Origin of the sequence: Janthinobacterium sp. PLB04 (genome assembly GCF_021165895.1) — a bacterium.
In the GTDB taxonomy this organism is placed as follows: Bacteria; Pseudomonadota; Gammaproteobacteria; order Burkholderiales; family Burkholderiaceae_D; genus Janthinobacterium; species Janthinobacterium lividum.
The window spans coordinates 4,451,423-4,471,443 of the sequence record NZ_CP088968.1 but is presented as its reverse complement, the minus strand read 5'-3'; the positions used below and the strand labels follow the sequence as shown (position 1 = coordinate 4,471,443).

Annotated in this window: 23 protein-coding genes and 2 tRNA genes; 17 read left to right on the top strand and 8 right to left on the bottom strand. The window is 62.4% G+C overall.

All coding sequences use genetic code 11. The features are described 5' to 3' along the window. Positions 1-52 precede the first annotated feature (52 nt). From LSO07_RS19650 to LSO07_RS19610, 9 genes are all read left to right on the top strand, one after another. Positions 53-2,263, top strand: coding sequence for a two-component system response regulator (locus LSO07_RS19650; RefSeq protein WP_070280328.1), 2,211 nt, complete (start codon positions 53-55; stop codon positions 2,261-2,263). Between the two features lie 130 nt (positions 2,264-2,393). After that, entirely contained in the window at positions 2,394-3,260 is an 867-nt protein-coding gene (locus tag LSO07_RS19645; protein ID WP_151096341.1) for an urease accessory protein UreD, read from the top strand. A 21-nt stretch (positions 3,261-3,281) separates the two neighbouring features. Beyond that, positions 3,282-3,584 (top strand): urease subunit gamma, encoded by a 303-nt coding sequence (locus LSO07_RS19640; RefSeq protein WP_034751936.1) that lies wholly within the window; start codon positions 3,282-3,284, stop codon positions 3,582-3,584. Positions 3,585-3,613: 29 nt separating this feature from the next. Beyond that, complete coding sequence (locus tag LSO07_RS19635) at positions 3,614-3,943, top strand: urease subunit beta (RefSeq protein WP_151096340.1); 330 nt, start codon at positions 3,614-3,616, stop codon at positions 3,941-3,943. A 1-nt stretch (position 3,944) separates the two neighbouring features. After that, positions 3,945-5,645, top strand: coding sequence for an urease subunit alpha (gene ureC / locus LSO07_RS19630; RefSeq protein WP_151096339.1), 1,701 nt, complete (start codon positions 3,945-3,947; stop codon positions 5,643-5,645). Between the two features lie 13 nt (positions 5,646-5,658). Continuing rightward, positions 5,659-6,174: an urease accessory protein UreE gene (ureE, locus tag LSO07_RS19625; RefSeq protein ID WP_151096338.1), complete on the top strand. Its 516-nt coding sequence runs from the start codon at positions 5,659-5,661 to the stop codon at positions 6,172-6,174. After that, positions 6,174-6,854, top strand: a complete 681-nt coding sequence (locus LSO07_RS19620; RefSeq protein ID WP_151097800.1) for an urease accessory protein UreF — start codon at positions 6,174-6,176, stop codon at positions 6,852-6,854. The genes ureE and LSO07_RS19620 overlap by 1 nt, the downstream gene beginning before the upstream one ends. Before the next feature lie 22 nt (positions 6,855-6,876). Next, complete coding sequence (gene ureG, locus LSO07_RS19615; RefSeq protein ID WP_034783159.1) at positions 6,877-7,515, top strand: urease accessory protein UreG; 639 nt, start codon at positions 6,877-6,879, stop codon at positions 7,513-7,515. After that, complete coding sequence (locus tag LSO07_RS19610; protein WP_225317358.1) at positions 7,512-8,072, top strand: HupE/UreJ family protein; 561 nt, start codon at positions 7,512-7,514, stop codon at positions 8,070-8,072. The genes ureG and LSO07_RS19610 overlap by 4 nt, the downstream gene beginning before the upstream one ends. Here the strand turns inward: LSO07_RS19610 and LSO07_RS19605 are convergent. After that, positions 8,069-8,680: a 1-acyl-sn-glycerol-3-phosphate acyltransferase gene (locus LSO07_RS19605; RefSeq protein WP_092605733.1), complete on the bottom strand. Its 612-nt coding sequence runs from the start codon at positions 8,678-8,680 to the stop codon at positions 8,069-8,071. The genes LSO07_RS19610 and LSO07_RS19605 overlap by 4 nt on opposite strands. A gap of 250 nt (positions 8,681-8,930) precedes the next feature. On the opposite strand from LSO07_RS19605, the gene LSO07_RS19600 reads away from it, so the two are divergent. Further along, positions 8,931-9,152 carry a hypothetical protein gene (locus tag LSO07_RS19600; RefSeq protein WP_034783165.1) on the top strand — a complete coding sequence of 74 codons (222 nt, stop codon included), beginning with the start codon at positions 8,931-8,933 and terminating at the stop codon, positions 9,150-9,152. 170 nt (positions 9,153-9,322) lie between these two features. On the opposite strand, the gene LSO07_RS19595 is transcribed toward LSO07_RS19600, so the two are convergent. From LSO07_RS19595 to LSO07_RS19575, 5 genes are all read right to left on the bottom strand, one after another. Continuing rightward, positions 9,323-10,387, bottom strand: coding sequence for an alkene reductase (locus LSO07_RS19595; protein WP_034783166.1), 1,065 nt, complete (start codon positions 10,385-10,387; stop codon positions 9,323-9,325). A 63-nt stretch (positions 10,388-10,450) separates the two neighbouring features. Next, entirely contained in the window at positions 10,451-10,747 is a 297-nt protein-coding gene (locus tag LSO07_RS19590; protein WP_070280336.1) for an ArsR/SmtB family transcription factor, read from the bottom strand. A 140-nt stretch (positions 10,748-10,887) separates the two neighbouring features. Next, on the bottom strand, positions 10,888-12,060 hold the full coding sequence (locus tag LSO07_RS19585) for a helix-turn-helix transcriptional regulator (protein WP_151096337.1): 1,173 nt from the start codon (positions 12,058-12,060) through the stop codon (positions 10,888-10,890). A gap of 74 nt (positions 12,061-12,134) precedes the next feature. Continuing rightward, the gene (locus LSO07_RS19580) at positions 12,135-12,722 is read right to left on the bottom strand and encodes a hypothetical protein (protein ID WP_191909731.1); all 588 of its coding nucleotides are present in this window, start codon (positions 12,720-12,722) and stop codon (positions 12,135-12,137) included. Between the two features lie 163 nt (positions 12,723-12,885). Further along, entirely contained in the window at positions 12,886-13,248 is a 363-nt protein-coding gene (locus LSO07_RS19575; RefSeq protein WP_404811496.1) for a DUF1304 domain-containing protein, read from the bottom strand. Between the two features lie 209 nt (positions 13,249-13,457). On the opposite strand from LSO07_RS19575, the gene sugE reads away from it, so the two are divergent. Continuing rightward, positions 13,458-13,778, top strand: a complete 321-nt coding sequence (sugE, locus tag LSO07_RS19570) for a quaternary ammonium compound efflux SMR transporter SugE (RefSeq protein WP_151096335.1) — start codon at positions 13,458-13,460, stop codon at positions 13,776-13,778. Between the two features lie 23 nt (positions 13,779-13,801). Then, positions 13,802-14,131 carry an SMR family transporter gene (locus LSO07_RS19565; protein ID WP_151097794.1) on the top strand — a complete coding sequence of 110 codons (330 nt, stop codon included), beginning with the start codon at positions 13,802-13,804 and terminating at the stop codon, positions 14,129-14,131. Here LSO07_RS19565 and LSO07_RS19560 read toward each other — a convergent pair whose 3' ends face one another. Further along, positions 14,132-15,094 carry a succinylglutamate desuccinylase/aspartoacylase domain-containing protein gene (locus LSO07_RS19560; RefSeq protein WP_151096334.1) on the bottom strand — a complete coding sequence of 321 codons (963 nt, stop codon included), beginning with the start codon at positions 15,092-15,094 and terminating at the stop codon, positions 14,132-14,134. A gap of 138 nt (positions 15,095-15,232) precedes the next feature. Here LSO07_RS19560 and LSO07_RS19555 point away from each other — a divergent pair, with 138 nt between their 5' ends. Further along, a complete protein-coding gene (locus LSO07_RS19555) occupies positions 15,233-16,345 on the top strand; it encodes an acyltransferase family protein (RefSeq protein ID WP_191909730.1) in 1,113 nt (370 codons plus the stop codon). Between the two features lie 3 nt (positions 16,346-16,348). On the opposite strand, the gene LSO07_RS19550 is transcribed toward LSO07_RS19555, so the two are convergent. Further along, positions 16,349-16,813 carry a hypothetical protein gene (locus tag LSO07_RS19550; protein ID WP_151096333.1) on the bottom strand — a complete coding sequence of 155 codons (465 nt, stop codon included), beginning with the start codon at positions 16,811-16,813 and terminating at the stop codon, positions 16,349-16,351. 137 nt (positions 16,814-16,950) lie between these two features. Between LSO07_RS19550 and LSO07_RS19545 the strand changes: the two genes are divergently transcribed. The 4 genes from LSO07_RS19545 (at position 16,951) to infC (ending at position 19,875) form a co-directional block, all read left to right on the top strand. Next, positions 16,951-17,027 (top strand) — tRNA-Val (locus tag LSO07_RS19545). An 80-nt stretch (positions 17,028-17,107) separates the two neighbouring features. After that, positions 17,108-17,184: transfer RNA gene (locus LSO07_RS19540), tRNA-Val, on the top strand. 210 nt (positions 17,185-17,394) lie between these two features. Continuing rightward, positions 17,395-19,302, top strand: coding sequence for a threonine--tRNA ligase (thrS, locus tag LSO07_RS19535; RefSeq protein ID WP_070280420.1), 1,908 nt, complete (start codon positions 17,395-17,397; stop codon positions 19,300-19,302). Positions 19,303-19,314: 12 nt separating this feature from the next. Further along, a complete protein-coding gene (gene infC, locus LSO07_RS19530; protein WP_205711303.1) occupies positions 19,315-19,875 on the top strand; it encodes a translation initiation factor IF-3 in 561 nt (186 codons plus the stop codon). The last annotated feature ends 146 nt before the right edge of the window (positions 19,876-20,021 follow it).

The window sequence follows — 20,021 nt, the reverse complement described above, 5'->3', positions numbered from 1 at the left end:
CCAGCGCGGCAACGGATCGCCGCGCCTCATCCAAAGCTGAGAGAACTGCTACATGCACCGCGATTTTTCGGAAGTGAACTCGAAGGGCGAAGTACTGATCGTTGAAGATACGCCGGCTTCGCTGAAGCTGTTGAGCGATTTGCTGGGCGGCGCCGGCTATGCGGTGCGCCAGGCGCCGAACGGCGAACTGGCCCTGTGGACGGCCCAGGCGCGCCCGCCCGAGCTGATCCTGCTCGACGTGCGCATGCCCGGCCTCGACGGCTTTGAAGTGTGCCGCCGCCTGAAGGAAATACCGTCCCTGCGCCAGGTGCCGGTGATCTTCCTGTCGGCCCAGTACGATACGGACGACAAGGTGCGCGGCTTCGCGCTGGGCGCCGTCGATTTCATCGCCAAGCCCTTCCAGGCCGAGGAAATCCTGGCCCGCACCGATGCCCACGTGCGCCTGGCGCGGGCGCAGCTGCAGCTGGCGCAGGAGCGCGCCAACCTGGAGCGGCGCGTGGCCGAACGCACGGCCGAACTGGAACAGGTGGCCAGCACTCTGGCGCGCGAAGTGCAGATCCGCCGCGCCAATGAAGAATTGCTGCGCCTGTCGGGCCAGGTCTTTGAAGCGACGCAGGACGCCATCCTGATCACGGATCCTGCCGGCGTCATCGTCACGGCCAATCCCGCCTTTACGCGCATCACCGGCTACGCGGCGCAGGAAGTGGTGGGCACGGACATCCTGCGCCTGCACGCCGAATACACGGGCGAGGCGGTGCTGCTGGCCCTGCGCCAGGGCTTGCGCAGCAGCGGCTGCTGGTCGGGCGAGGTGCAGACGCGGCGCAGGAGCGGTGACACCTATCCCTGCCTGCTCAGCGTCTCCACCGTGCACGGGCCCGATGGCGCCGTCGTCAACTACATCGGCGTCTTCCTCGACATCAGCGAGCGCAAGGCCGAGCAGCATCTGATCGATTTCCTTTCCTACCACGACGCGCTGACGGGCTTGCCGAACCGCGTGCTGCTGCGCGAGCGCTTCGAACAGGCGCGCGCGAACGCCCTGCGCGACAGCCAGCAAGTGGTGCTGATGTGCCTGGACCTGGACCGCTTCAAGAACATCAACGATTCGCACGGCCAGGCCGTGGGCGACAAGGCCCTGCAAGTGGTGGCGCGTTTCCTGTCCGGCTGCGTGCGCGAGGGCGACACGGTGGTGCGCCAGGGCGGCGACGAATTCCAGATCCTGCTGCAGGACGATGCCCTGCTGGGGCGCACCCTGGGGCTGGCGCAAACCATCCTGGCCGGCTTGCGTGAAGAACTCAGCGTCGATGGCGAGCGCCTGGCGCTGACCACCAGCATCGGCATCGCCATGTGCCCGGCCGACGGCGACAGCCTCGACGACGTGCTGCGCCACGCCGATACGGCCCTGGTGCGCGCCAAGGAAATGGGACGCGACCATTACGCCTTCTTCACGGAGCGCATGGGCAGCGATATCCGCGCCCGCCTGGCGATGCAGCAGCAGCTGCGCGGCGCCATCGGCCGCGATGAATTCGAAGTGCACTACCAGCCGCAGATGTGCTTGCGCACGGGCGCCTTGCTGGGCGCGGAAGCCTTGCTGCGCTGGGATAATCCGGTGCTGGGCAAGGTGCCGCCCGGCCTGTTCATCGCGCTGGCAGAGGAATATGGCTCGATCACGGCCATCGGCGAATGGGTGCTCGAAAGCGTGTGCGCGCAGATCCGCGCCTGGCACGACGCGGGCCTGGGCAGCATCAAGGTGGCCGTCAACCTGTCCGGCAAGCAGTTCGCGCAAGACCGCACGGTGCCGTTCGTCGAGGCGGCCTTGCGCAAATACGGCATCGCGCCCGCCTGCCTCGGCATCGAGATCACGGAAAGCACCGTCATGGGCGATCCGGACAAGGCCGTGGCGGCCCTCACGCGCCTGAAGGATATCGGCGTGGGCATTTCGCTCGACGACTTCGGCACCGGCTATTCTAGCCTGGGCTACCTGAAACGCTTTCCCATCGACGTGCTGAAGATCGACAAATCCTTCGTCGACGATGTCACCACCAGCAGCAGCGACGCGGCCATCGCCCGTTCCGTCATCTCGCTGGCGCACAACCTGGACATGCGCGTCATCGCCGAAGGCGTGGAAACGCGCGAACAGGTCGACTTCCTGACGGAACACGGCTGCGACGAAATGCAGGGCTATTACTTCAGCCGCCCCCTGGCCGCGGAAGCCTTCACGGCCTTGCTGCGCGAACGGCGCACCCTGGCCGTGGCGGCGGCCTAAGCGCCGCGGTGCGGCCGATGCACCATGCCGGTGCGTTCGCTGCAGTGCGGTGCACGATTCTCACTTTTATTTCCCCAGACGCTGGCACATATCCTGCTTAGGTAATCGCTTATTTACGCGATTGCCCCGCATGCCAGACAGTACCCCTCCAGCCATGCTTTTGCAGGCCAGCGCTCACGGCGCCTGGCAGGCGCATTTGCGCCTGGGCTTTGCGCTGCACGATGGCGTCAGCCGCCTCGTCGAGCGTACGCACAGCGGCCCCCTGCGCGTGCAAAAGCCCCTGTATCCGGAGGGCGATCGCGTCTGCCACGCCATCATCATCCATCCGCCCGGCGGCGTGGTGGGCGGCGACCAGCTGGCCGTCGACGCCACGGTGGGCGAGGGTGCGCACGCCTTGCTCACGTCCCCGGGCGCCGCCAAATGGTACCGCGCCAACGGCCATGTCTCGGGCCAGCACATCATGCTGCGCGCCGCCAGCGGCGCGGCCATCGAGTGGCTGCCGCAGGAGAGCATTTTCTTCGACCAGGCTTGCGTGCGCCTGCGCCATGAAGTGGAACTGGCGGTCGACGCCAGCTACATCGGCTGCGACATCGTCTGCCTGGGCCGCAGCGCCTCGGGCGAAATGTTCAATACGGGCAGCATCAGCCAGCAGGTGCAGATCCGCCGTGGCGGCAAGCTGCTGTGGTGGGAGCAGGGCGTGCTGGCCGCCGGCGGCGCGCTGATGGCCAGCCCGCTGGGCCTGGGAGGCCACACCGTGTGCGCCACCCTGATCGCCATCGGCACGCCCGTTTCTCCCGCCGTGCTGGCGGCCGTGCGCGAGATCGCCGTGCCGGACGGCGCCGCGTTTGGCGCCACGCACATGAAATCGCTGGTGGCGGTGCGCCTGCTGTGCGGCGACAGCGAGGCGGCGCGCCGCATCATGCTGGCCGCCTGGCAGCTGCTGCGTCCCGCCATGCTGGGGCGCGGCGCCGTCGTGCCCCGCATCTGGAACACTTAATCAGGAAAGACAAGGAAAGACATGGACCTGACTCCCCGCGAAAAAGACAAGCTGCTCATTTTTACGGCCGCGCTGCTGGCCGAACGGCGCCTGGCGCGCGGCTTGAAGTTGAATTATCCGGAAGCGGTGGCCCTGATCAGCGCGGCCATCATGGAAGGGGCGCGCGATGGCAAGTCGGTGGCGCAGCTGATGTCGGACGGTACGAAGATACTCTCGCGCGCCGACGTCATGGACGGCATCGCCGAGATGATCCCCGATATCCAGGTGGAGGCGACCTTCCCCGACGGCAGCAAGCTGGTCACCGTGCACCACCCGATACCTTAACCATACAAGCGACATTACAGGAGCCGGTCATGACCCCAGGCGAATACAAATTGGAAGAAGGCGAAATCAGCTTGAATGTCGGACGCGCCACGGCCACCGTGGTAGTGGCCAACCGGGGCGACCGGCCGATCCAGGTGGGCTCGCATTTCCACTTTTTCGAAGTCAACCCTGCGCTGTCCTTCGAGCGCTGGCGCGCCTACGGCATGCGCCTCAATATCACGGCCGGTACGGCCGTGCGCTTCGAGCCGGGCCAGCAGCGCACGGTGGAACTGGTGGCGCTGGCGGGCGAGCGCAAGGTCTACGGCTTCAATGGCGCAGTGATGGGCGAACTGCAAGATACTCCACCGGGAAAGGATTGAGATGGCCAGCATTCCCCGCAGCGCGTATGCCGAAATGTTCGGCCCCACCAAGGGTGACCGCATCCGCCTGGCCGATACGGAACTGTTCATCGAGATCGAGCATGACTACGCGATCTACGGCGAAGAAGTGAAATTCGGCGGCGGCAAGGTGATTCGCGACGGCATGGGCCAGTCGCAGCGCAGCGCTGCCGAGGTGATGGATACCGTCATCACGAATGCCGTCATCCTCGACCACTGGGGCATCGTGAAGGCGGACATCGGCCTGAAAAACGGGCTGATCTTCGGCATCGGCAAGGCGGGCAATCCAGACATCCAGTCCGGCGTGACCCTGGCTATTGGCGGCGCCACCGAGATCATCGCCGGCGAAGGCATGATCGTCACGGCCGGCGGCGTCGATACCCACATCCACTTCATCTGCCCGCAGCAGATCGAGGAAGCGCTGATGAGCGGCGTGACCACCATGCTGGGCGGCGGCACGGGACCGGCCGTGGGCACGGCCGCCACCACTTGCACACCGGGGCCGTGGCACCTGCACGCCATGCTGGCGGCGGCCGACGCCTTCCCGATGAACCTGGGCTTCATGGGTAAAGGTAACGTCAGCCTGCCGCTGCCGCTGGAAGAGCAGGTGCGCGCGGGCGCCATCGGCTTGAAACTGCACGAAGACTGGGGCAGCACGCCGGCCGCCATCGACAACTGCCTTTCCGTCGCGGACCGCATGGATATTCAGGTGGCGCTGCACAGCGATACCCTCAACGAAGGCGGTTTTCTCGAGCACACCTTGGCCGCCTTCAAGGACCGCACCATCCACACCTTCCACACGGAAGGCGCGGGCGGCGGCCATGCGCCCGACATCATCGCCGCCGTGGGCCAGTCCAACGTGCTGCCTTCGTCGACCAATCCCACGCGGCCCTTCACCGTCAACACGCTCGACGAGCACCTGGACATGCTGATGGTGTGCCACCACCTGGACCCGGCGATCGCCGAAGACGTGGCCTTTGCCGAGTCGCGCATCCGCCGCGAAACCATCGCCGCGGAAGACATCCTGCACGACATCGGCGCCATCTCGATGATGTCGTCCGACTCGCAAGCCATGGGGCGAGTCGGTGAAGTGATCATGCGCACCTGGCAGACGGCGCACAAGATGAAGGTGCAGCGGGGGCCGCTTGCGCCCGATACGGCGCGCAGCGACAATTTCCGCGCCAAGCGCTACGTCGCCAAGTACACGATCAACCCGGCCATCACGCATGGGATATCGCATGTGGTGGGCTCCATCGAGGCGGGCAAGATCGCCGACCTCGTGCTGTGGAAGCCGGCCTTCTTCGGCGTCAAGCCCTCGATGATTCTAAAAGGCGGCATGATCGCCGCCGCGCAGATGGGCGACCCGAACGCCTCGATCCCCACGCCGCAGCCCGTGCACTATCGCATGATGTTCGGCGCCTTCGGCGGCGGCCTGAAAAAGTCGTTTACCTTCGTCTCGCAGGCGGCCTACGACCTCGATATCGGCCACCAGCTGAAACTGAATAAATCTATCATCGCCGTGAAGAACATGCGCGGCTTGCGCAAGCACGACATGATCCACAACAGCGCCACGCCGCACATGGAAGTGGACCCGGAAACCTATGCCGTACGCGCCGACGGCCAGCTGCTCGTGTGCGAGGCGGCCGCCGTGCTGCCGATGGCGCAGCGCTATTTTCTATTTTAAGCAGGAGACAATCATGCTCACATTGCATACCAAGCTGGCACCTGGCGATGAACGCGCGCCGTTTGCGCAACTGGTGCTGCCCTACGACCAGCGCGAAAAATGCCGGCTGCGCGCCGTGCTGTCGACTGGCGACGACGTGGCCGTGTTTACCGTGCGCGGCACGGTGCTGCGCGACGGCGAGCGCATGACGGGGCCGGATGGCCAGGTGGTGCAGATCGTCGCCGCGCGCGAGCCGACCTACCTGGTGCGCTGCGCGGATGCGCATACCCTGCTGCGCTGCGCTTTTCACCTGGGGAACCGCCACACGCAGGCGCAGGTGGGCGACGGCTTTTTGCGCATCCGCAAGGACGTGGTGCTGAAGGAGATGCTGGAAGGCTTGCAGGCGACTGTGACGGAAGAAAGCGCGCCGTTCGAGCCGGAAGCGGGCGCGTATGGCGGCGGCCATGGCCACCACGACGGCCATGGCCAGCATTTGCTGGCGCCCGTGCCGCTGCGGCAGAAAATCCACCGCCCCGGTGACATTGCATGATGCAGGCGTCCGCCCTGCTGCATTTGCTGCAGTTTGCCAGTCCGGCCTTGCCGATTGGCGCCTACAGCTATTCGCAGGGGCTGGAGGCGGCGCTCGAATCCGGCCTGGTAGTGGATGCGGCCACGGCGCGCGAGTGGATCGCCCAGCATCTGACGCACGTAGTGGCGCGTTGGGAAGCCCCGCTGTGCTGGCGCTTGATGCAAGCGTTCGAAGCGCAGGATTTGTGCGCCGTGCAGCGCTGGAGCGAGCGTTTCATCGCTTCGCGCGACACGGCGGAATTTCGCGCCGAGACCATCCAGATGGGCTATTCGCTGACCAAGTTGCTGGCCGAGCTGGGCGTGGCCGACGGCGTGCTGATCGACATGCTGCAGGGCCAGCCGGAGGTGGCCTTGCCCACGGCCTATGCCTGCGCCGTGGCGGCGTTGGCGATTCCGCGCGAGCAAGCGCTGCTGGCCATGCTGTTTGCGTGGGTGGAAAATCAGGTGCTCGTCTGCGTGAAATCCGTGCCGCTGGGACAGGTGGCGGGCCAGCGATTGCTGCTGTCGCTGCGCCCGGAGCTGGAAGCGGCGGCCCTCACGGCGCAGACGTTAGCAGACGACGAGATGGGCAACTGGGCGCCCGGCCTGTCGCTGCTGTCGATGCGGCACGAAGTGCAGTACAGCCGGCTGTACCGTTCCTGAAAATTTTATGAGAGAGCAAAAAATGACATCGATCACCTCCAATCCCCTGCGCGTGGGCATCGGCGGCCCCGTCGGATCGGGCAAGACTGCCCTGTGCGAAATGCTGTGCAAGGGCATGCGCGAGCGCTACGACATGGCCGTCATCACGAATGACATCTATACCAAGGAAGACATGGAAATCCTGCTGCGCGCGGATGCCTTGCCGGCCGAGCGCCTGATGGGCGTGGAGACGGGTGGCTGCCCGCACACGGCCATCCGCGAAGACGCGTCCATCAACCTTGAAGCGATCGCGCGCATGCAGGCAGATTTTCCGAATCTCGATTTGATCCTGGTCGAATCGGGCGGGGACAATCTGGCCGCCACCTTCAGCCCGGAATTGTCGGACCTCACCATTTATGTGATCGACGTGGCCGGCGGCGAAAAAATTCCGCGCAAGGGCGGGCCCGGCATCACGCGTTCCGATTTGCTCATTATTAACAAGACGGACCTGGCGCCGTATGTGGGGGCCAATCTGGACATCATGGCGCAGGATGCCAAGCGCATGCGCGGCGAGCGCCCCTTCGTGTTTACCAACCTGCGCAGCGGCGACGGCGTGCAGGTCGTCATTGATTTTATCCGCGAGCAAGGTTTGCTCGATCAACCAGGCAAGGAGCTGCAATGAGTGCAAGACTGATGAAAAATACGGCCGCCGTGGCGGCGCTGTGCCTGCTGGCCTTGCCCGCAATGGCCCACCCCGGCCATGGCGAGAGCGCCGGTTTCCTGGCCGGTTTCGCCCATCCGTTCACGGGCATCGACCATTTGCTGGCCATGCTGGGCGTGGGCATCTGGGGCGGCCAGCAGCGCCGCGGCTTGGCCCAGCCCGCCACTTTCCTCGGCATGATGCTGCTCGGCGCGCTGGCAGGCATGGCGGGCGTGGCGGTACCCGGGCTGGAGACGGGTATCGCCGCCACGGTGGCGCTGGTGGGACTGGCCATCGCGCTGGCGCTGGCCTTGCCGAACTGGCTGGGCATGGGATTGGTGGGCCTGTTTGCGCTGGCGCATGGCAATGCGCATGGCCAGGAATTGCCGGCCGCCTCGGCCGCGTGCGGCTTCCTGCTGGCTTCGGCCATCTTGCTGGGGGCGGGACGTTTCATCGGCCAGGTACTGGCCGAGCGCATGCTGCGCCTGGCCGGCGTGGCCATGACGGCCGCCGGCGTGGTGCTGATGGGAATGAATTAAGCGCCGGGGCGCTTCTCGGACAGCACGATGGGCGCCGCCTTTTCTGGATGCAAGCCCTGATGGCCCGCATACACGGCGGCGATGGCGGCCATGTCGGCGTCCTTGTCGCCCGTCAGATAGATATGGTCGACGACGCCCAGCACTTTGTTCGGGTAGTCGATATACACCAGCAACAGCGGCACCTTGGCGGCCAGGGCCAGGTGATAAAAGCCGCTCTTCCAGTTCGGGCGGTAGCTGCGCGTCGCTTCCGGCGTGATGGCCAGCCAGTACCAGTCGGCGGCCAGCATGCGCTCGGCCTGGCGCTGGATCGTGCCGCTGGTGGTACTGCGGTCGACGGGTTCGCCGCCGAGGTAGCGCAGCACCTTGCCCATCGGGCCGCGGAACAGGGAATCCTTGGCCAGCCAGCGGAACGGCAGGGACAGCGCCCATTTGCCGAACAGGCCCACCATGAAATCCCAGTTGGACGTGTGCGGGTAGACGACGGCGATGCCGCGCGGTCCCGGCAGGGGACGGAAGCGCATGCGCCAGCCAAACAGGTGCAGCACGCGCAGCGCGCAGCGCTGGTGCCAGGTCGGCAAGTCGCCCGCTTGTACAAATAAATCGTCCATTGATACCCTTCAGTGACACTGTTCTTAATGGGATGGCGCTGGTGGCCATTTTCCTTGAAGCAAAAATTCTGCGCAGGCATTCTATACGGGGCTGGCGATGGCGACAAGCAGCCGAGGCCGCTATTCATGCGGTGTCGAGGCGGTTGCTGCCGCTATTTTAACGATGCTTGGTCACTGTGTCGGGCACTAAATGCGCACAATGTGGTCAAAACTTGACGCAGCGTTGATCCACCCGACATGGAGCCATGGCATGAAAAACAACATCGACGATGTAAACGGGGAGCATGTGCGAACGGACAAAGCGATGGCCGAGCTCGTCGAGCGGGGCGTCGCTTTTCATCACACCCTGGGACGGACGGTGGCGACAGCCTATTTGCGCGAACACGCGGTACCGGTCGAGGTGATACGCCGGGTCTTCAGCAGCGTGCAGGCGCGTCGTCCGGCCCGGCCGGCACGGCGCCGATGGCGCTGACGATGGGGAGCGGCAGTGTCATTAAAAAAAAGCGGCGAAAACGGCGGGCGCCGCGATCGTCACGCAGTGAGTTGCGTTGGTATCGTTGCGTCCGCCGCCAGTGGGGGAGGAGCGGGGATGAGCAGCTTAGTGCCGCTCAGGGAGCTCTCAGGGTATTCTCAAAGAGCCGTTCAGGCGTGTGCCGCCAGTGCCGGGTAGTCCGTGTAGCCGGCAGCGTCCGCTGCGTACAGGGTATCCGGATTCAGGGGATTCAATGGCGCGTCGCTGTGCAGGCGGATGGGCAGGTCGGGGTTGGCGATGAACCACAGGCCAAAGGCCACGGCATCGGCTTCACCGTTGGCCAGCAGGGCTTCGGCCGCCGCCTTGTCCATTTTCTCGTTGGCAATGTACACGCCGCCAAATTCCTGCTTCAGGTACGGGCCCAGGCGGTCGTCGCCCAGCGCTTCGCGGGCGCAGATGAAGGCGATGCCGCGCTTGCCCAGCTCGCGTGCCACATAGCCGAAGGTGGCGCGCGGGTCGGAATCTCCCATGTCGTGCGCATCGCGGCGCGGTGCCAGATGCATGCCGACCCGGTCGGCGCCCCACACGTCGATGCACGCGTCCGTCACTTCCAGCATCAAACGGGCGCGGTTTTCAACGGAGCCGCCATAGTTGTCGGTACGCAAGTTGGTGCTGTCTTGCAGGAACTGGTCGAGCAAATAACCATTGGCGCCATGGATTTCCACGCCGTCGAAACCGGCTTTTTTCGCATTTTCGGCGCCCAGGCGGTAGGCTGCCACGATGCCGGGGATCTCTTCCGTGTCCAGCGCGCGCGGCGTGACGAATTCCTGTTTCGGGCGCAGCAGGCTGACGTGGCCGGCCGGCTTGACGGCGCTGGGCGCCACGGGCAAGTCGCCATCGAGGAAGACGGGGGCGGAAATGCGGCCCACATGCCACAGTTGCAATACGATCAAGCCGCCTGCGTCATGCACGGCCTGGGTGATGTGTTTCCAGCCTTCCACCTGTTCCTCGGACCAGATGCCCGGCGTGTCGGCATAGCCCACGCCTTGGGGCGTGACGGCCGTCGCTTCCGAGATGATCATGCCGGCCGAAGCGCGCTGCGTGTAGTACTCCGTCATCAGGGCGTTGGGCACGCGGCCCGGGTTGCCGGCGCGCGAACGCGTCAGCGGCGCCATGATGATGCGGTTTTTTAGTTGCAAACTGCCAATGGTGATGGGGTCGAATAAAGTTGCCATGATTGTCCTTGTGGGTGCCGTTCAGGCGGTGTTGAGACGGGGTTGTCAAGATGAACTATGTGCTTACAAACCTTGCTGCATGTGTTCGAGAAAGGCTTCGATGGTGGCTTCATTGCGGCTGAAGAAACTCCATTGGCCCACCTTGGTGGCCGAAATCAGGCCTGCCTTCTGCAAGCTGGCCAGGTGCGCCGAGACCGTCGATTGCGACAGGTTCAGGCGGCGGTCGATCAGGCCGGCACACACGCCCAGGTGCAGCGGGTGATCCTGCTCCTGGAAATACAGCTGCGGCTCTTTCAGCCATTGCAAAATCTGCCGGCGCACCGGATTGGCCAGCGCCTTGTGGATGGCGTCGATATCCATATTGTTTCTCCTTAACATACAATTCGCTTTTCAGCGATGTATATATCGTAGTTGTTCAATTTTAATATCGCTGTTTTACGATATATCTATCTTACGATATAAATGAAAAGCGTGCTGGCGGCGCGCGTTTTTGAATGGATTCAGGCGGGTAGGGGATTGCGCTGCAGCACGGCCGGGCCCGTCAGCACGATGCGCACCAGATCCACCTGGCGCTGGGCGCCGGCCTTGGCGGTGGCGCTCTTGATCTGCGTGCGCGCCGTGTGGATGGAAATGCGCTGGCGTTCGGCGTATTCCTGCAAGGAATAGCCGTTGACGAGCGCTTCCGTCAGGCGCGCCTCGGCCACCGTCATGCCATAGAAATTGCGCAGGGTGGCGGCCAGGGAGGTGATCAGGTCGCTGCTGTCGCTGAGGAAAACGGCGATGGCGCTGGCCGAGCCGAACGGGCTGTGCCAGGAAGGCAGGGGCGTGACGCGCAGGCGCAGCTGTTCGCCCGTCAATCCATTCAGATTGAGCACGCCGCCGGGACCGCCTGCCGCCGTCGTGCCCGTTTGGGCCGCCTCGTGCAGTATGCGCCGCAGCGCGCCGTTGTCCGCTTCGCGCGGGCAATACAGGGGTGCGCCTTCGCGCAGATGCAGCAGCCGCGTCGCGGCCGTCATGGCCAGTGCCCGCTCGTTGGCATACAGCAGTTGCGAGGTGGCGTCGAGCAGCAGCACGCCAAACGGCAGCAATTCCAGCACCTGCGTGGAACTCTGGGACAGCACTTCCAGCCGGCGCAGCTTGCGCTGCAGGGCAAAGGCCGTTTGCAAATGCGGCATCAGGCTGCGGACCAGCGCCAGTTCGCCCGCGTCATAGGCGCCCGCCTGTTCGCGGCGCACCACGGTGACATTGGTGGAGCGCTCGGCGCGCAATTCGACGATGGCCGCCGCCGTATAAAAGATGTCTTGCGGGCGCAGCCAGTCGTTCCAGTATTCGGTTTTCTTCAGGCAATGGTCGGGAAACAGCATGGAGCCGGTGACGACGGCTCCCTCGCGGTGCAGGGTGGCGTCTTCCAGCCAGACATTGCGCGCGCCGTAATAGCTGGCAAAGCTGGCCATGGCATCCGACTCGAAGCCATACGTGGCGGACAGGCCGCTGCCGGGCAGCTGGACGTCGACCGAGCGGTTGCTGAAATCATTGGCCCAGATCAAACCCGCGTGCGATTTCAGTTGTTGCGCAAAGGCGGCGAGGAATTGCGACCAGGCGCCATGCCGCGTGGCCGCTTCGTAGATCAGGGCAATCAGTGCCTGGCTGGCGACGGCGAGCGATGGCGTCATTGGCGATCCTCATGGCGGCAAGCGGTGGACAAGACACATCTGGGGGCGGCCCTTGCTACGGCCGCCCGGCTTCCCTAGCGCGATTCCAGCCAGCTTTTGCCGCCGGATGTGCACGTGCTGAGGCTGGCATACTGGCTGACATAGTTATAGCCGCTGCCGCAGCCGCCTTCGCCCGATTTGACGGGGCCGTAGCAAGCGCCTTCATAGCTGAGCTTACCACTGACAGTGGTGCTCTTGACACAGAAATTGTAGTTGCTTGCCGTCGTGTTGTTGGGCAAGGTGGGGCCATTGTTTTGCCCGCAGCCGAGCTCCTTGCTCACAGAGCGCGCGTAGTCGACCATTTTCTGGTACGTGCCGTTGTAATAGGTATCGGCAACGGTTTTCTGCCCCTGTTTGCAGGCGGCGACCACGCTGTCGTATCCCGAGTCCGCCTGGGCGTAGTTGCCCGATACCTGGACGCCGCAGGCGCTGGCCTGCTTGCGCTCCGTATCGCTGATCAGGTTGCTGTACTGGCAGTTTGCCGAGGTGCCGCTGGTGCCGCCGGCGCTGGTGGAACCGCTGCCGGAGCCGGAGCCGCTGCCGTCGCCGCCGCCACCACCGCAGGCGGACAGCATGAGGCAGCCGAGCAATGTGACGGCAAAGGTGGTTGGATGTGCTTGCATGATTTCCCCTGTGGACTGTGACTTGCCACCATGTGTCTGGTGGTATTTTTGCTACAAGGAATTGTATCGGGCATGTTTTTTGGAAACATCACCCATTTGGGGTATGCGCAGGCAGTGCGGAGCGGAGCGGGCCAGGGCGGCCGGCTGGCCGCCCTGGCAGGTATCAGGCGAAGTGGAACAGCAGCAAGGCGATGACGGCCGGCACGGTTTGCAGGTAGAGGATGCGCGTCATGACGGTGGCTGCGCCCCACACGCCGGCCACGGCGATGCAGGCCAGGCCGAACACGGTAAACGCATAGGCGATGGCCGCGTCCGGGTGAAAAAAGCCCAGCGTCAGGGCGGCGACGAGAAAACCGTTGTAGCAACCCTGATTCGACATGGCGGGACGCACGATCTCCGCTTTTTCCTTGGACAGGCCAAACACCTTGCGTCCGCGCGCATCGAACAGCACGGTTTCCAGCAGCACGATGTAGGCGTGCAGCAGCAGGATGAGGGCGGTAAGGATTTGGGCCAGAAGTAGCATCATTGTTCCCGAAAGTGAATGGATGCGGCAATTATGCTGCCATCAGCATGTTTTTTGGCAACTTTCGATTGGAGCGGACGCACTAGAAAAAATGTGCTGGCGGCAAGAGTTTTCACCCAATGGTATACTTTTCCCTTTGCTCCAGTGGGGACGACCCTGCTCGATGACGGGGCTGTATGGCGGGGACGACCCTGCCGCCTCGGGAGAAAAGTATGGCGTGGATCATTCTGGTATTGGCGGGCTTGCTGGAAATCGGCTGGGCCATCGGCCTCAAATACAGTGCCGGCTTTACCGGCCTCGTGCCATCCGTATTGACCGCCATTTCCATGCTGGGCAGCGTAGTGATGCTGGGCCTGGCCTTGCGCACCTTGCCGCTGGGCACGGCCTACGCCATCTGGACGGGCATCGGTACCGTCGGCACGGCCATCTTCGGCATCATGGTGCTGGGCGAGCCGGCCAGCGCCGCGCGCATCGCCTGCATCGCCCTGATCGTTTCGGGCATCCTGGGCTTGAAACTGCTCAGCCCACAATAAAGGATGCCAGCATGAGTCTCGCCATGACATATTTCTACCTCGCCATCGCCATCATCGCCGAAGTGATCGCCACCAGCGCCTTGAAGGCGTCCGAGGGCTTCAGTCGCTTATGGCCCAGCATCATTACCGTGGTTGGCTACAGCATCGCCTTCTGGTGTTTGTCTCTGACCTTGAAGGTCATTCCTACCGGCATCGTCTACGCCATCTGGTCCGGCGTGGGCATCGTGCTCATTTCCGCCGTCGGCTGGTTCTGGTTCAAGCAAAGCCTCGATACGCCGGCCTTGATTGGCCTGGGGCTGATCATTGCCGGCGTGCTGGTCATTAACTTGTTTTCAAAGTCCGTCGGCCACTAATCAAAAGTTGCTGGCCACCCGCGCCAGGTAATACCACTCGGCATTCGCCGCCGCATTGACGTCCGGGAAGAGGATGTAGGCGTCGAATTCGGCCGTTACGGGCGTGCCGTCCGCGCGCACGCCGATCTGCTCGCCTTGTTTCACCTTGTCAAAGCTGGACCAGGTCTTGATGAAGCGGTCATCCGCGTGCAGCTTGTCGTGCACGACGACCATGTTCAGCGCTTCCATGTCGGCGTCGGCGATCGCTTCCGGCTGCGGCGCGTCGATGAAGCCGAGGAAGGCGAGGGTGTTCATGATGGCGCGGTAAGCGACATCTGGCGCGGCCGGGTCCGCATGCTGGCCGCATTCCAGGGTCAAGGCGTAGCCGCCCGTCGAGCGCATGTATTCCGTCGTGCCCACGCCGTAGCGCAAGACCAGGCCCACCTGGTCGCTATTGCCCAGGCGGCGCTGCACGCCCTGGCCGTAAGCGTGCAGCCAGCCATCGACGAAGCGGCGCACGCCCAGGCGGCGTGCCAGTGCGCGCTCCTTGTCCTCGTGCTTGAACGGTTGCAGCGGGCCATCGTTGTTGCGTGGTCCGACCATGACGAAGGGCTGGCTATCGGCATTGAACGAGTGCAAGTCCAGCAGCACGTCATGCTGGCCCAACAGCGGGCACAGCCAATTGGCGATGCGGTCTTCGAAATCCTGCGGATTGTCGTTCGGGAACAGATTACGGTTCAGGTTGCGGTCGCCGCTGCGCACGCCCTTGGCATAGGCCAGCGGATTGGTGATGGGCACGAAGGTGACGCTGCCGGCCACGATGGAGAGGGCGCCGCTGTCGAGTTCAGCCATCACGCGGTGAATGCCCTTGGTGCCGCAGGTTTCATTGCCGTGCACGGCGCCCGTGACGATCAGGCGCGGGCCGCTGCCCTGGCCCGTGTAGTTGATGGATTTGAAGTGGAGTGCGCTGCTCATGCTGGACATATCCTATGCTGTTGCGGGAAGGGAAAGCGGGGTCGGCATATTTTAGCGGGATTCGCCATGGACGCCTGTAAAAAGTTGGCCATGGCGGCGTGCGGCGTGGCATGATCGGCGCCACCGTTGTTTTCCCTTGCCGATTCCATGTCCAGTACGTCCCATCCTTCCCGCCTGTACGGCCTCGATACCTTGCGCGCGCTGGCCATCGTGCTTGTCTTCATGAACCATTATTTGCTGTTCGTCAGCGAGGGTGGGGCGTTTGGTTTCTGGGGCGAAATCGGCTGGGTGGGCGTGGACCTGTTCTTTGCCCTCAGCGGTTATCTGATCGGCAACCAGATTTTTGCGGCCTTGCGCAGCGAACATGGATTTTCCTTGTCGCGTTTCTATGCGCGGCGCTTCCTGCGCACCTTGCCCAGTTTCTATGCCGTGCTGGCCCTGTATTATTTGTGGCCCGCGTTCCGCGGCGATAGCGCGCTGCTGCCCCTGTGGAAATTCCTGACCTTTACGCAAAACATCAATCTGACGCCGGGTACGGCGTTTTCGCATGCGTGGTCCTTGTGCGTGGAAGAACAGTTCTATGTGCTGCTGCCGGCCGTGGCCCTGGTGATCGCCGCCTGCCGCAAGTCGCTGCTGTGGGCCTGGCTGGCCGTGGCCGCCAGCTTTATCGTCGGCATGCTGGTGCGCGCCTATTTGTGGGATGAATACGTGCAAGTGCCGCGCGGCGGCCTCGGGTATTACAAGTATATTTATTACGCGTCGTGGTGCCGCTTCGACGAGCTGGTGGCGGGCGTGGCGCTGGCGCTGCTGAAGAGCTACCACCCTGGCGCCTGGTCGCGCCTGACCTCTTACGGCAACCGCAGCTTGCTGGCGGGAATCGCGGGCACGGCGCTGATGTTTTATGTGTTTCTCACCGATCACTATGGCTATTGGGTGGCGGTGTTCGGCTATCCGGCCCTGGCGGCCAGTTTTACCCTGCTGCTGATCGCGGCGCTCAGTCCCGCCAGCGCACTCTATACACTGCGCGTGCCGGGCGCCGCCAGCCTGGCCTTGTGGTCGTATGCGATCTATCTGCTGCACAAGCAGCTGTGCATTTTGCTGCGCCCCTTGTTGCAAGACTTTGGCTACGGGCCGGATGGCCTCACGGCGATACTGGTCAGTATCGCTGTGAGCATCGTCACGGGCTGGCTCTTATATAGATTGGTGGAAACGCCGTTCATGCGCTTGCGGGCGCGCTACGTTCCCGCGAATCATGCGTGACGACTACATGTCGATGACATCGAGTCCCCGTGGCGTGCCCACCAGCAATTCCAGGATGGCATGCACGCGCAGATTCGTGTCTTCGTGCTCCGTGTTGCAGATCAGGGCGCGCAGGCCGGGCACGGCTTCCGTGACGTGGTCGCTGGCGTAGGCATTGATCAATAACAAGACCAGGTCCGTGGCGCCCGCGCCGGGCTGGCGCCGCAGCCGGTCGTGGATCACGTTCAGCAGCGCGCGCTGCATGCGCGGCGTGGGATTGGTGATGTAGGCGAAGACGCTCGGCGTGTTGGCAATGGCCGCGCAAATGCGCCGTTCGATCTCGTCAGGTTTTACGTCGGAGGCGATATCGAAATACGCGGCTTCCCAGCGCGTGCGTGCATACGGGTGGCCGGGCGGGAAGGAGTCGGCCGTTTCAAAACCGCAGATGCGGCTCAGGGTTTTCAGCCAGGCTAATATGGTGGAGTTCATGCCGCGATTCTAGCGGCATTCCGCGTGCGCCGGGCCTACTCTATATAAAGGGGGCTGACGCCCCGGGAAATGATTAAAGTTTCCTGTAAAACAGCCCTTGTCATTCTGGGAAAGCCTCTCTATAATGCTGGTCTTCGGGGCGGTTAGTTCAGCTGGTTAGAATACTTGGTCGACATCCAAGGGGTCGGGGATTCGAATTCCTCACCGCCCACCAGAATTTGGCAGTAGATGGTTTTTAAGCTGGCGCAAGCCGCAAGCGGTCATTTGAAATACAATGATCAACAAAAGTTTTACGGGCGGTTAGTTCAGCTGGTTAGAATACTTGGTCGACATCCAAGGGGTCGGGGATTCGAATTCCTCACCGCCCACCAGAATGCAGTTAGAGAGAAAGGTAAAGCCGGTTATGACACCGCGAACTACTACCAAGCTTTGGGAGTGACGCTAGTCGAACGGGTTTCCTTTGTCTCAAGAAAGTGAAAAACGCGGCTAGTCCGCGTTTTTTTGCGTCTGCGTTTTCCTTTCAGTATTTTACCCATCACATTGCAGTTTTACCTGGCGCCAGCGCCGATATGGAGATCAATATGCTTACAATCCGACTTCCCGATGGTTCCGCCCGTCAATTCGACGGCCCGGTCACCGTGGCCCAGGTTGCGGCCAATATTGGTACCGGTCTGGCCAAGGCTGCGCTGGCCGGCAAGGTCGACGGCAAACTGGTCGATACTTCCTATCTGATCGAGCAGGATGCGGAACTGGCGATTGTCACGGACAAGGACGCCGATGGCCTGGAAGTGATCCGCCACTCGACGGCCCACTTGCTGGCGTATGCCGTCAAGGAGTTGTTCCCTGACGCGCAAGTAACCATCGGTCCCGTGATCGACAACGGTTTCTACTATGACTTCGCCTACAAGCGTCCGTTCACGCCCGAAGATTTGACGGCGATCGAAAAGAAAATGGCGGAACTGGCCAAGAAGGATGAGCAAGTCACGCGCAAGGTTGTCGCGCGCGACGAAGCCATCGAATACTTCAAGGGTATCGGCGAGGCGTACAAGGCGGAGCTGATCGGCTCGATTCCCGCCGACCAGGAAGTGTCGCTGTATTCCGAGGGCAAGTTCACGGACTTGTGCCGCGGCCCCCACGTGCCATCGACGGGCAAGCTGAAAGTCTTCAAGCTGATGAAGCTGGCCGGCGCCTACTGGCGCGGCGACTCGAAAAACGAGATGCTGCAGCGTATCTATGGCACGGCCTGGGCCAAGAAGGAAGACCAGGAACTGTACCTGCACAATCTGGAAGAGGCGGAAAAGCGCGACCACCGCAAGCTGGGCAAGCAGCTCGATTTCTTCCATTTCCAGGAGGAAGCGCCAGGCCTGATCTTCTGGCATCCGAAAGGCTGGTCGATCTGGCAGCAAGTCGAGCAATACATGCGCAATGTGTATCAGGTCAATGGCTATCAGGAAGTCAAGGCGCCGCAAATTCTGGACCGTGGCCTGTGGGAAAAAACCGGTCACTGGGACAATTACCGTGAAAACATGTTCATCACGGAATCGGAAAACCGCGCCTATGCGCTGAAGCCGATGAATTGCCCTGGCCATATCCAGATTTTCAACAATGGCATGCGCAGCTACCGCGACTTGCCATTGCGCTACGGCGAATTCGGTCAATGCCACCGCAATGAGCCGTCGGGCGCCTTGCACGGCATGATGCGCGTGCGCGGCTTTACGCAGGACGATGGTCACATTTTCTGCCTGGAAGAGCAGATCGCCGGCGAAGTGACGGCGTTCCACCAGCAGGCAATGGATGTGTACACGGCTTTCGGCTTCACGAATATCGATGTGAAACTGGCTTTGCGCCCGGATAACCGCATCGGTACGGAAGAGTCGTGGGATTTCGCCGAGGAATCGCTGCGTTCGGCCTTGCGCGCCTGCGGCGTGGAATGGACGGAATTGCCGGGCGAGGGCGCGTTCTATGGTCCGAAGATCGAATACCACCTGAAGGACAGTCTGGGCCGCGCATGGCAAGTGGGCACCGTGCAGATCGATCCGTCGATGCCGGGCCGCCTGGGTGCGGAATACGTGGCCGTGGACAATACGCGCCAGGTGCCCATCATGCTGCACCGCGCGATCGTCGGTTCGCTGGAACGTTTCATCGGCATCCTGATCGAACACTATGCGGGCGCCATGCCGCTGTGGTTGTCGCCAGTGCAAGTGTCGGTGTTGAATATTTCCGACGCTCAAGCCGACTATGTACAGGAAGTTACAACAAAACTGCGCAAAGCGGGGCTGCGCGTACAGGCTGATTTGCGTAACGAGAAGATTACCTATAAAATACGTGAACATTCCGTACAAAAATTGCCTTACATCTTAGTGATTGGCGACAAAGAGCGGGATGCGAATACAGTGGCCGTGCGGGCGCGGGGCAATGTCGATCTGGGCGTCATGTCCGTCGATGCCCTGATTGAGCGACTCAAACATGAAGTCGACACCAAGGCCTGACGAGGAAACTCGCTGCACGACCGTCTTACAAGATTTTTAAAGGAAATTACAATAGCTACTGACAAGTCACATCGCATCAATGGCGAAATCACTGCCCCTGAAATGCGTTTAAGCGGGGTCGATAACGAGCCACTCGGTATCGTAAGTTTGGCTGAAGCCTTCCGCCTGGCGGAAGAGGCAAACGTCGACCTGGTGGAAATTGCGCCTACCGCGCAGCCACCGGTGTGCCGTTTGATGGACTACGGCAAATTTAAGTATTCGGAGCAAAAGAAAGCTCACGAAGCCAAATTGAAGCAAAAGATCATCCTCGTGAAGGAAGTTAAATTCCGTCCGGGGACTGATGATGGTGACTACAATATCAAGTTGCGTAATCTCATCAAGTTCCTCGAAGATGGCGATAAAACCAAGATCACCTTGCGTTTCCGCGGTCGTGAGATGGCGCATCAGGATATTGGCTTCCGCATGCTGGAACGTCTGAAAGCCGACCTGGAGCCGTACGGCCAGGTCGAGCAGTTCCCGAAGATGGAAGGCCGCCAAATGATCATGGTTCTTTCGCCTAAGAAGAAGAAGTAAGCTACAATAGCGTTTTACTGTGGATCGACGTGGTTTGTGCCTGCATGGGCGCGACACCAGATTCCAGGCAGAATTTGCGCGGCCCGGTCAGCAATGCCCGGGCCGCGTGAACTGTAGCGGACTCGCATCCGCTGCACAACATGTGA